This window comes from Natrialba sp. PRR66, from assembly GCF_034808065.1.
Lineage (GTDB): Archaea > Halobacteriota > Halobacteria > Halobacteriales > Natrialbaceae > Natrialba > Natrialba aegyptia.
Genome location: NZ_JAXHGN010000007.1, coordinates 150,704 through 162,878, shown reverse-complemented (window position 1 = coordinate 162,878; position 12,175 = coordinate 150,704). Strand labels below are relative to the sequence as shown.

Annotated in this window: 9 protein-coding genes; 2 read left to right on the top strand and 7 right to left on the bottom strand. The window is 61.3% G+C overall.

The window, feature by feature from the left end; all coding sequences use genetic code 11:
- Window positions 1-90 precede the first annotated feature (90 nt).
- Window positions 91-957: a fumarylacetoacetate hydrolase family protein gene (locus SM755_RS21525; RefSeq protein WP_323174486.1), complete on the top strand. Its 867-nt coding sequence runs from the start codon at window positions 91-93 to the stop codon at window positions 955-957.
- Between the two features lie 506 nt (window positions 958-1,463).
- On the opposite strand, the gene SM755_RS21520 is transcribed toward SM755_RS21525, so the two are convergent.
- The 7 genes from SM755_RS21520 to SM755_RS21490 all read right to left on the bottom strand — a co-directional run bounded on the left by SM755_RS21520 (window position 1,464) and on the right by SM755_RS21490 (window position 9,871).
- On the bottom strand, window positions 1,464-2,621 hold the full coding sequence (locus SM755_RS21520; protein ID WP_323174485.1) for an ABC transporter ATP-binding protein: 1,158 nt from the start codon (window positions 2,619-2,621) through the stop codon (window positions 1,464-1,466).
- A gap of 7 nt (window positions 2,622-2,628) precedes the next feature.
- Window positions 2,629-3,789 carry an ABC transporter ATP-binding protein gene (locus SM755_RS21515; RefSeq protein ID WP_323174484.1) on the bottom strand — a complete coding sequence of 387 codons (1,161 nt, stop codon included), beginning with the start codon at window positions 3,787-3,789 and terminating at the stop codon, window positions 2,629-2,631.
- A gap of 3 nt (window positions 3,790-3,792) precedes the next feature.
- On the bottom strand, window positions 3,793-4,725 hold the full coding sequence (locus SM755_RS21510) for a carbohydrate ABC transporter permease (RefSeq protein ID WP_323174483.1): 933 nt from the start codon (window positions 4,723-4,725) through the stop codon (window positions 3,793-3,795).
- A 1-nt stretch (window position 4,726) separates the two neighbouring features.
- Window positions 4,727-5,689 carry a sugar ABC transporter permease gene (locus tag SM755_RS21505; RefSeq protein ID WP_323174482.1) on the bottom strand — a complete coding sequence of 321 codons (963 nt, stop codon included), beginning with the start codon at window positions 5,687-5,689 and terminating at the stop codon, window positions 4,727-4,729.
- Between the two features lie 99 nt (window positions 5,690-5,788).
- Window positions 5,789-7,072, bottom strand: coding sequence for an ABC transporter substrate-binding protein (locus tag SM755_RS21500; protein WP_369335276.1), 1,284 nt, complete (start codon window positions 7,070-7,072; stop codon window positions 5,789-5,791).
- Window positions 7,073-7,445: 373 nt separating this feature from the next.
- Complete coding sequence (locus SM755_RS21495; RefSeq protein WP_323174480.1) at window positions 7,446-8,675, bottom strand: mandelate racemase/muconate lactonizing enzyme family protein; 1,230 nt, start codon at window positions 8,673-8,675, stop codon at window positions 7,446-7,448.
- Window positions 8,676-8,827: 152 nt separating this feature from the next.
- A complete protein-coding gene (locus SM755_RS21490) occupies window positions 8,828-9,871 on the bottom strand; it encodes an alcohol dehydrogenase catalytic domain-containing protein (RefSeq protein WP_323174479.1) in 1,044 nt (347 codons plus the stop codon).
- A 697-nt stretch (window positions 9,872-10,568) separates the two neighbouring features.
- Here SM755_RS21490 and SM755_RS21485 point away from each other — a divergent pair.
- Window positions 10,569-12,119, top strand: a complete 1,551-nt coding sequence (locus SM755_RS21485; RefSeq protein WP_323174478.1) for a family 43 glycosylhydrolase — start codon at window positions 10,569-10,571, stop codon at window positions 12,117-12,119.
- Window positions 12,120-12,175 lie beyond the last annotated feature (56 nt).

Below are 12,175 nucleotides of genomic sequence, written 5' to 3'. Positions count from 1 at the left end.
CGCCCATAATTCTTGCCGTTTGGCAGCTTTCGCTTGCTCGATCGGTTCGCGGACGGGACATTTATAGTGGGGTAGAGTGTTGCACTCACCATGCGGTATCAGCGCCTATCCAGTGGCGACCAGTACAGACTCATCGCCGTCGAGTCGGGAACGGCCTACGACCTTACGGCCGTCAAACCCCGTCTGAACGGCTTTGGCGACCTCGCAGCAACGGCAGACATCGCCGGCGTCTCCGTCGACGAAATTGCGAGCGATATCGCAGCCGATGCCCCGACGATCGCGCGCGACTCCCTCGCCGATGCCACGCTCCCCCTCGTCCCGGACGAGGTGTGGGCGGCGGGGGTCACCTACGAAATTAGCGAGGAAGCCCGCGAAAGCGAGAGCGGCATGCCGGAGATGTACCTGCACGCCTACGAGGCCGACCGCCCCGAAATCTTCTTCAAAGCGACGCCCAGCCGCACGGTCGGTCCGAACGAAGCGATCGGTATCCGCGCGGACTCGACGTGGGACGTTCCCGAACCCGAACTCGGGATCGTCCTCTATGACGGCTCGATCGTCGGCTACACGATCGGCAACGACGTGAGTAGCCGCGAAATAGAAGGCGAAAACCCGCTCTATCTGCCTCAGGCCAAGACCTACGACCGCTGCTGTTCGATCGGTCCCGCAATCGTCTCCGCCGACAGCGTCACGGACCCCCACGAGTTGACGATGTCCATGGAGATCAGCCGCGACGGCGAACTCCGGTACGAGGGCGAAACCTCGACCGGGAACATGGCCCGGACCTGCGACGAACTGGCCGAGTTCTGGCAAAACCACGATACCATTCCCGAACTCGGCGTGTTGCTCACCGGCACCTCGCTGGTCCCCGACGACGGCTTCACGCTCCAGCCCGACGACGAAGTCCGTATTACGATCGACGAGATCGGCGAACTCTCGAATCCGGTCATCGAAGTATAACCTCGAATCCGATCGTCAATGTGTACTCCAGCAACGTGGACCGTTGATCGGTGATCGAAAGGCGGGATGAATCGCGTCGGTATGAGAGACTCACCGTTGTTCGTGTGAGAGAGACGGGATGACATTGTGGAGTCGCCGTTTATCGTTCTACTGTCACTCCGAGTACTGCGAGTGCCTTCGCACATCCGAGTTCTAGTCGTCCAGCCGATCCGCCATCACGTCAAGTACCTCACTACCCCCCGTTCACCGTAACTCACGGCTCCTCGCTCAGTCGCGGCCTCACTACTCACCGTTCACCGTTCGACACCCACCGCTCACCAGTCGCTACTCACCACTTGGCACTCGCCACTCGGTACTCTCCGTTCATCGTTCATTACTCGACACTTCCCCTCACCATCGGAGGAACCACGACCCCGTCACATCTGCCGGAACCAAGAGCTGTACCTGTACGCTGGACGACAACCGATCGAAAAACAGCCCCGCTCGCCTGCTGAAGCTACTGCAGCCTACTGCAACATCTCTGCTGGCGTCCCGGTAAACGACAGTCGTCGGTTCTTCACCGCAGTACCGGTATCCGCATCGAAGAGATGAATCGCCGCTTCGGGGAAGTCAACGCCGACACGATCGCCGCTACTCACGCTCGGAATCCCCTCAGTCGTCGCGATGAACTCGTCGTCAGTCGGCGTGTCGTCGAACTGAAGATGGACGATATTCTCGTTCCCCATCGGTTCGACGACCACCACTTCGGCCTCGAACCGGTGCTCGTCCGTCGAGTGTTCACCGAGTTCAATATCCTCCGGACGGATTCCGAGGACGAGTTCACTGTCGTCCTCGAGGTCGAGATCGCTGACTGACTCGGCGGAGAACGAGTAGGTGAACGAATCCGTCACGAGTTCAGTGTCCCGGAGTTGGCCGTCGAAGACGTTCATCGACGGTTCGCCAATGAAGCCGGCGACGAACAGGTTATTCGGCTGGTGGTAACACTCGAGCGGCGTGCCGACCTGCTGGAGTTCCCCCTGATCGAGCACGGCGATTCGGTCGCCCATGGTCATCGCTTCCGTCTGATCGTGGGTGACGTAGACGGTGGTCACGCCCAATTGCTCCTGGAGGTGCTGGAGTTCCGTGCGCATCTCCGCGCGGAGTTTCGCGTCCAGATTCGACAGCGGTTCGTCCATTAGGAAGGCATCGGGATCGCGGACGATCGCGCGGCCGAGTGCGACCCGCTGTTGCTGGCCGCCCGAGAGTTCGCCCGGCTTGCGGTCGAGCAGGTCGTCGATGCCCATCAATTCGGTGGCCTCTTCGACGGTTTCAGTGATTTCGCCGTCGGAGAGGTCCGTCGATTCCTCGAGTCCAAAGGCGATGTTGTCTCGAACGGTCTTGTGCGGGTACAGCGCGTACGATTGGAACACCATCGCGATATCGCGCTCCTGCGCCGAGACGTCATTGATCGTTCGGTCGCCGAGTGTGACCTCGCCCGCGGTCACGGTTTCGAGGCCGGCGATCATCCGCAGCGTCGTCGACTTGCCACAGCCCGAGGGACCGACCAGGACGAGGAAGTCCCCGTCCGGAACCTCGACCGAGACATCGTCGACCGCAACGACACCCGCCTCATCGTCATCGCCCCGATACACCTTGGTCACGTCGTCGAGTTCTAAGCGCGCCATAGTACGACTAGTTTGATGATACCGCCGCGAGTTCGGGGTCCGTTTCGAGCAGCCGGTTGCACAGCGTCTCACCGGTCTCACCGTCGAAGACGTGGACCGTCTCCGGGTCGATCGTGACGACGACCGAATCGCCCTGGGTGACGACGTGCATCCCGTCGGTCACGGCTCGCAGGGCATCGTGGTCGGTTTCCTCGTCGTCGACCGTCATCGACACCACGTTCTGGTCGCCGTGCGTCTCGCTGACCGCCACCTGCATCCTGAACTCGTGGGGTCCGGGCTCGCGCTCTCCTGTGGCCTCGTCGGCCCGGCGCACGTCGATCGCCTCCGGGCGAACGCCGAGGACGAGTTCATCGGTGTCGCCGACGGCATCGGCGAGGCGGTCGTCGAGCGGGTACTCGAGTCCGGAGCCGGTGAACGTCTCGTCGTCGGCGTGCCCGTGGAGGAAGTTCATCATCGGTTCGCCGATAAAGCCCGCAACGAACTGGTTTGCGGGCTCGTGGTAGAGGGTCAGGGGTTCGCCGACCTGTTGGAGACGGCCGTCGTTTAGCACTGCGAGCCGGTCGCCCATGGTCATTGCCTCGGTCTGGTTGTGCGTAACGTAGACGGTCGTCACGTCGAGATCCGCCTGGAGTTGCTGGAGCTCGGTTCGCATCTGGGACCGAAGCTTGGCATCTAAGTTGGCGAGCGGTTCGTCCATCAGGAAGACCTCCGGATCGCGGACGATCGCACGTCCGAGCGCGACTCGTTGTTGCTGGCCGCCCGAGAGTTCGCCCGGCTTGCGGTCGAGCAGATCGACGATGCCGAGGTCAGCGGCGGTTGCTTCGACCTGCTCGTCCATCTCCGCAGCGGTGTAGCCGGCTTCCTCTTCGAGACCGAACCGGATGTTCTCCCGAACGCTCATGTGCGGGTACAGCGCGTAGTCCTGGAAGACCATCGCGATATCCCGGTTCTGGGGCACGCGATAGTTCATGTGATCCCCGTCGATGTAGAGGTTTCCGTCAGTCGGCCGCTCCAGGCCGGCGATCATCCGCAGCGTCGTCGACTTGCCACAGCCCGAGGGACCGACGAGTATGAGGAACTCGCCGTCCTCGGTGTCGAGGGTTACGTCCTCGACGGCGACCGTCTCTCCGAATCGTTTCGTCAGGTGATCGAGTTGAATTCGTCCCATCGGTTATCCACTCTCCGTGCGCAGTCCCTTTGCAAACTGTTCGGCGAACGCAACGTACAGGATGATCGTCGGCAGTGCCGCGAGGAACGCCGCCGACATCCGAATGCCGAAGTCGATACCCTCGGTCGAGGAGCCGATCGCCGGCAGGATCAACGTCACCGGCGCTGCCGGATGATTCGACCCCGTAATGAGGGTGAACGAGAACAAGAACTCGTTGTAAATCTGCGTGAACTGGTAGATGAACACCACGCCGAACATCGGGAGTGAGAGCGGGAGGACGATGCGGCGGTAGATCTTCGTGATGCTCGCACCGTCAATCTTCGCGGCCTCCACCAGGGAGTTGGGGAGGCTCTTGTAGTACGATCGAAAGAGGACCGTACAGATCGGAATCCCGTAGGCGACGTGAGTGATGGTCAGCGGCACGAGCCGCGAGTGGCCCCCTTGTAAGAACGGGATCGCCGCGAACAGCGGCTCGAGCATCTGTGCCAGCGGGAACATGTTGTTCCAGAACTGCGACAACGGAACCAGTACGGCCTGGTAGGGAACGAACACACCGACCAGGAACAGTGCGAAGACGGCGATCTGTCCCCGCCAGGAAACCATCGTCAGACCGTAGGCGGCCATGCTGGCCAGCAGGACGTTGAGGAGCGTCGCCGGCACCGCCATCAGCAACGAGTTCACGAACGAGTTCGTCAACTGGCTGAAGGCGTACTCGAGGTTCGTCAGCGTGAACCCCTCGCCGGCCGGCGGTGCGAACGGCAGCGAGCGAGCGATAGCGGAGTTCGTCTTGAGGGCGGTCATGATCCCCGTCTCGAGCGGGACGAGGAAAAAGCCCAGGAAGAGCACGACCAGCGCGTACTTCCCGACCCGCCTGTAGTTGAAGTTCTCGACGAGCGATTCGACGTCGATGGGTGATCTGGAGGTTGACTGTGACATGTTAGAGACTCCCCTGTCGGTACTGGTATGCCAGGTACGGTGCGATGACGCTGAGTGCGAGCAACAGGAGCATCGTCGCGATGGCAGCCCCGTAAGCCCACTTGCCGAACTTGAACGCCTGGCGGACCATCAGCGTCGCCAGGATGTCGGTTCCGTTCGGCGGCCGGTACTGGCCGACGAGCGAGTAGAGGAACGTGAAGGCCTTGAGCGCGAACACCATCAGGACGACGGCCGCGCTGACCGACGATTCCTTGAGTTGCGGGACGATGATTCGGAGGTACGTCCGAATCGTGCTCGCGCCGTCGACCTTCGCAGCCTCGAACTGGTCGTCGGGGATCGACTGGAGACCGGCGAGGTAGACGACCATCGCGTAGCCGCTGAACTGCCAGACCAGCGCGAAGATAACCGCCGGCAGCGCGAGTCGCGGATTGCCGAGCCAGTCGATCGGATCGAAGCCGAACGTCGTCACGATGACCGTCAGAACCCCGCTGTCGGGGTTGAACATCCACAGCCAGAGCTGTGCCGTCACGACGAACGACAGCGCCATCGGCAGGAGGTAAATCGTCTGTACCTTGTTCTTGTATCGGATACCGTGATCGAGCAAAATCGCGAGGAAGAGCCCGAGTATCAACGATATCGCCGTGAACGAGACGAGCAGCACGAAGTTGTTGATCGCGGCTTCGCGAAACGCCCCGCTCGCGAGGGCGGTTCGATACATCTCGAGGTCGAGACCGGAGAACGACGGCGGCTGAAGGCCGCTGTAATCCGTAAACGAAATTACGATATTGTAGCCGATGCCGCCGTACACGGCGATTCCCATGAGGATGAACGGAATCCCCCAGTACGGCGACGACCGGACGAAATCGCTGTTGAGGAAATATCGGAGTTTCGTCTTCCAATCGACGACCTCGTCGGTCGATACTACCGATTGGTTTGTCGGTTCTGTTGTGTCACGCGTTGCCATCTAACTCACCATTCTGGGCCATCATAATAAAAAATTTATTACTTCCAGTGTGACGATGGCGGTCACGCCAGCGCCTCGAAGTACGCTTCATCGGACGATTTATTCGTTACCGGAGACAGCCTCAAGTAGCCCGTCCGCCGCCGCCTCAGCATCGTACGGACCAGAGAAGTTGTTTCCGATCGCACTCTTGCAGTCGTTCATCGCCTCCGGTTCGACGGCGAGTCCGTGCGCGATCGTCGGCGGGTACGCCTCGGAGTCGGTCAGGTCCTCGTAGTTCATCGCCAGGAAGTCCGACAACTCCGCGGGATCGATATCCGTCCGCAGCGGGACCGATCCCTTGAAATTATTGAACGCGATCTGTGCCTCCTTCGTCCCGACGAACTTCTGCCAGGTGATCGTCTGTTCCCGGCTCGGGTTGTCAGCCGGCGTGACGAATGCATCAACGTGATAAAAGTAAATTCCCTCGGTTCCCGGGAACGGCACCCAGTCCCACTCCTCGCCGTAGTTGAACTCGTCGTCGGAGCGGAACATGCCGTACAGCCAGTTGCCGCCGTGGATACACGCGGCTTCGCTCGGTTCCTCCTCGTCGCCGATGATCTTCTGTGCCGCCGTCGTGTAGCCGATCGAAGACGCATCGGCGTTGATGTAGTTCTCCTGGATCTCCTGGAGCGTTTCTAACGCCTCGATCATCGCGTCCTTGTCTCCGTCGCCGTTGATGAAGTCCGTGTACGCGTCAACGCCGCTTTGACTCGTCAGAATCTGGGCCCATGTCTGGAGTCCGAGGAACGGCGCACGCATTCCGTGGGCGAACGGGATATAGTCGGTCTCCGAATCGATCGTTTCGAGCGCATCGAGGAAGTCCGGAACACTGTTGAGGCTCTCGGCATCCACACCGGCCTCCTCAAAAGCAGCCGTATTGTAGAAGAGATTGTTCATCCGGTGGGATCCGATCGGAACCGCCGGCATCTTGTCGTTAAACGTGCAGATGTCAACGACCCGATCCTGCATGGTCTCTTTGTATCCTTCAGCCTCCCAGACGTCCTCTTCGAGGTCCAGCAGGCTCCCACTGTATCGCTCGAGGTTGTTTCCCGGCCAGTTGGCGAACGAACTCATCGGATTCGAGTTCACCAATCGTTGCAGAATCTTCGTGTTCAACTCGACGTTCCCGTCGCCGCCGACCGGCTGGAAGTTCGTCTCGACGTCCGAATGTGCCTCCTCGAACGCGCTGGTAAGCGCGTCGACGGCGTCCGCGCCGTCCCCCCCGGTCCAGCCGTGAAGCACCTCGAGTTCACCGGAATCGCTCCCACTCCCACCGCCGACGCAGCCGGCAATACCGAGTGTCGCGCTCGCAGCGGCCCCGGCGAGATAGGCTCGTCGCTTCATACCGGTATCCCGCTTGGCATTGGTAACCATACTACCTGATGAATAATAGTACACAATTATAAAACTGACGGTAGGGGTTAGAGATCAAATACGAACGGTCGTCAGTCGAAGTGGCGTCGGGGATCGGGATAGGGATGTCAGCGTACGTGCGGGCGCATCGAAGAGGAGGTTCGGAGTGAGAGAGTTCCGAGGAACGCGGGGCGGAGACTCTCGAAACCGGTCTGTGGTTCGGTCGAGAGACTACCGACGGAACTGCCCGTGCTATGGGTCGATCAGCCTGGTCGGACCGTATCAGGCACGCCGGAGTCGGGTCTGCATCGGAGCGGAGCCGGATCGGGAACGCGCGGGATACCGCTCTCGAGTCGCAAGGCCGTCAGGCCTCGTCGAACAGCGTTTCGCCCTCCGCCAGGTGTTCGGAGACGGCGTCGAGGTCGAGCGTCACGCCGAGTCCCGGTTTTTCGGGCACCTCGGCGTAGCCCTCGTGGATGATGTCCTCCTCGACGAGGTCGCTCCACCAGCCGAGTTCGTAGGAGTGGTATTCGACGGCAAGTGCGTTCGGAATGGCGGCACCGACGTGGATGCTTGCCATCGTGCCGATCGGCGAGGAGACGTTGTGCATCGCGACCGGGATGTAGTAGAGATCCGCCAGATCCGCGATCTTCCGCGACTGGCGCATCCCGCCGACGCGGGGAACGTCGGGGGCGATGATGTCGACGGCTTGCTCCTGGAGGAGCCGGCGCTGGCCGTGATCGCGGTAGACGTTTTCACCGGCGGTAATCGGCGTCGTCGTCCGCTGGGTGACCTCGCGCTGTACGTCGTGGTTCTCCGGCGGAACCGGGTCTTCGAGCCACCAGACGTCGTACTCCTCGAGTCGTTCGGCCAGGCGGTGTGCGCTGCCGGTGCTGAACGACCAGTGACAATCGAACGCGGCGTCGGCGCGGTCGCCTACCCGCTCGGTGACTTTCTCGACGATTTCCGCCTTGTGCTCGATCTCCGGGCCGCGGAGATGGCGGTTCGCGCGGTCCTTTTCGTGACCGCTTGGCACGTCGAGGTCGAACTTCAGTGCGTCGTAGCCCAGCTCGTCGACGACGCGCTCGGCTTCGTCGGCGCAGGCATCGGGGTCCGCCTCGTCTTCGGTGTGGCAGTCGCAGTAGATCCGCATTTCGTCGCGGTACTTGCCGCCGAGCAACTGGTAGGCCGGCACCTCGAGGATCTTTCCGGCAACGTCGTGCAAGGCGAGTTCGATTCCGGAGATGGCCGAGATCGCTTTCCCGGAGATCGATCCCTCTCCGGAAAGCTTCTGGACCAGGTGCTCGTAGAGCCGGTCGATATCGAGCGGGTTCTCTCCCTCGATGAACGGGGCGACGCGCTCGATGATTTCCTGTTCGCCGGCTCCCCAGTAGGATTCGCCGTTCCCGACGAGTCCGGCGTCGGTGTAGACGCGGACCAGCGTCCAGGGGTAGTTCCCCTCGACGACCGTCGTCTGGACATCGGTGATCTCGACGTCGCGCGGCCCGCGGGAGGCGGAAAGTCCCATCGTCTCCGCGGAGAGGTCGCGCATCGTATACTCTGCGTTCGGGTCTGACAGCTGTCTGTAGTCCATCGACGTTCGTGAATTACGACAGCCGCTACTAAAACTTCCGTCTGTCTACCGAGATGATCGGCGGAGCGCTGTGGCTGGCAACGGACGAGAGATGCGCCGACAACTCGGTTCGCTGACGGCGACAGCGAGAAGACAGAAAACGAGAACCGCGCTCAGTCCCGCAGCACCGACGCGTCGAAGACGGGTTTGCAGGTCCCGCCGGCGAGGAACGTTTCGAACGCCTCGTCGGCTTCGAGCAGGCTAAACCGATCGTCGAGGAAGGTCGCGTGGTCGACATCGCCGGACGCGATCAGTCGAAGCGACCGCTCGAAGTCCTCGTACATCGACGCGTACGAGCACTGCAGGTCGATCTCCGCGCGGACGAGCGGCGAGTACGGCATCGTCGTCTCGCCGGTCTGGCCGACGAGGACGATCTGCCCGCCCTTGCGGACTTCGTCGACTGCCATCGGTAATCCAGACGGGTGGCCGGTCGTATCGAAGACCACGTCGTAACCGACGCCGTCAGTGAGTTCGTCTCGGCGCGCTTCGAGATCGTCGTCCTCGATGTTGATCGTCTCGAAGCCGAGTTCCTCGGCCAGCGGGAGGCGATACTCGGCGTCTTGGCCGACGCCGGCGAGGACGACCTCGCCGCCCTGAGCCCGCGCGATCTGGGCCGTGAGCTGCCCGATCGGACCCGGTCCGGCGACCATAACGCGGTCGCCAGGGCTCACACGGGAGTTCTCGATGACCGCACGTGCACCGATACTCGTCGGTTCGACGAGCGCGGCGTGTTTCGGTTCGACGTCGTCGGGGACAGGATGAAGCGCCGTCTCGGGAACGGAAACGTAGCCCGCGTACGCACCGTCGTGGTCGACGCCCGTGATAACCGCGTTCTGACAGACGTTCTCCTCGCCGATCTGGCACTGATAACACTCGCCACAGCCCCGAATCGGACGTTCGACGACCCGATCGCCGACCGCAAAGTTCGTCACGTCGTCGCCGGTCTCGATAATCCGACCGGTGTACTCGTGTCCGATGACGGTCGGAAGCTCCATCCGTTCGAACGCCGACTCGAACTCGTAAATTCCCGCATCGCTTCCGCACAACCCCGCGTAGTCGACTTCGATCAGTGCTTCGTCCGGTTCGGGTGCAGGGCGTTCGCGATCGACGAGTTCCATCGCTCCCTGCTGTCGGCTGGTTTTGGCTAGTCCACGCATAGTTTCCAGTACGTTCATCGGGCGTTATAGTTCTGTGGAATTGCGTGGTTCGGATGCGACTCGCCGCCGGGCGTTGCCGTCTCACTCACGACGACGGCTCGGAGCTGGCTCGGAACGTCAGGTCGGAATCGAAAACCGAAGCGACGCACGACGAGATCTGCGTTCATTCTTCGAAAACGAGATTCTATGTTCCAGAACAAAGCTAGCTGGATGAAGAACGGTGGTCCGTTCTTATGCGAAGCTGGAACTCGGGATCCGCGGCGAGTTCATCCGAAAGAGAGTGGGAGATTACAACAGTACACTCGTAATCTACAGCGGCCGGACGAGACGGCAACATCGACTCTGGAGCACGGGCGCTGCAACTGAAACGCGACACTACCGTGTCGAGACTCGGTAACTCGGGCGAACCGCCCCACAGAACGAGCGAGTGACTGGTCGCGGCCGAATTCAATACGTCGTCTCACCCTGCATTCTGCTTTGGAGAACTCTATTCTGTTATACCGAAGCTCGTTCGGTATACGTCGCCGCGCAGCGAGCGATCGTGCACCGGCGGATGGCGACCGAACGCAACTGAACTCGGTCGAGTTCGGACCGACGCTGCTGACGGCGATAGTAGCGTCGTTCGTCGGGTCGATTACGGCTGCGAAACCTGACGGACACACATATTTATGTAAATGGTTGGAATAGTGACGATCGCATGGTGTTTAATAGTAATAGCCACAAGCGACGGAACGTTCTCGCGGCAATCGGTGCAGGAGCAGTCAGCGTACTCGGATATCCGGGCGGAGGAACACGTACAGCGAGGGCTGACAACGGCGGGGATCACTATCACAACCCGGTCTATGCCGATCGCGTGTTTCCTGACCCGACCGTGGTCCGCGTCGACGACATGTACTACGCGTACGCATCGAACATGGAGAAAGACGGCGAGGATCAGGAGGAGATGGTTCCGATCGTGAAATCGCCGGATCTCCACGACTGGACGTACGTCGGGGAAGCCTTCGAGAGTTACCCGGACTGGCGCGACGACGATGCGTCGCTGTGGGCACCCGACATCAACTACTACAACGGCCAGTACTACCTGTACTACTCCTACTCGACGTGGGGGAGTAGCGATAACCCGGGAATCGGCCTGGCGACCGCGGACACACCGGAGGGCCCGTTCACCGATCAGGGGCCGGTGTTCCGAGAGGACGAGTTGTCAATGACGAACGCCATCGACTCGGACTTTTTCGTCGTCGACGGAACGCCGTACATGGTCTGGGGGAGTTTCTACGGAATCTACGGCGTCGAACTCACGCCGGACGGAACGGATTACGTGAACGGGACGACGGTCCACCTCGCAGGCGATAATCGCGAGGCGGCGAAGATCGTCGAGGCGAACGGCTACTACTACCTGTTTTACTCGACCGGCTACTGCTGTGAGGGCTACGACAGTACCTACGAGATCGAGGTCGGCCGATCGGCGAACGCCCTCGGGCCGTACACCAACCAGAACGGCACCGACCTGCGAAATCTGAACGACCACAACAGCGGGGTGGCCATCGTAAGCGGCAACAGTCGGTTCCCCGGCCCCGGCCACAACACGGCGATTCGCGACGATGACGACGACCTGTGGCTGTTGTACCACGCCTACGACCGACGGGAGCCGGAGTACGTCGACGGGACGTGGAACCGGATCATGCTAGCCGATCGAATCAGGTGGGACGACGATGGTTGGCCGGTACTCGGGTGTGACGGAACGCCAACCGCCCAGCACCCGCGATCTCGATCCGGCAACGAGTGTGCGACAACGGGACCGCTTGCGGAGGGAACGTACCGCATCGCGAACGTCGAAACCGGCTCCCTCCTGGAGGTGGCAGACGCCAGCACGAGCGACGGCGCGAACGTTCGGCTGTATCCGGACACCGGACACGCGTGCCAGCGGTGGCGCGTTCGCGACTGGGGAAACGAGGAGTACGCGTTCGAGAACGCCAATAGCGACCAGCTGCTCGAGGTCGCCGGTGCGAGTACGACAGACGGTGGCAACATCCAACAGTGGCCGTCGAACGGCCACCCGACGCAGCGATGGCACCTCCTCGAGAACGGCGACGGTACGTATCGACTGGAGAACATCAACAGCGGACTGGTTGCCGACACGGCGAACGGATCGAACGGCGACGGAACGAACGTGCTCCAGCGACCGTGGACCGGTGCCGATAGCCAGCGGTGGACGATTTCTGGTGTGAACTCGGACGTGCGTCGGTAAGCGGCCCGGAGTCGTCAACGAAAGATTATTATCTATCTTTCTGGATTACTGATTCG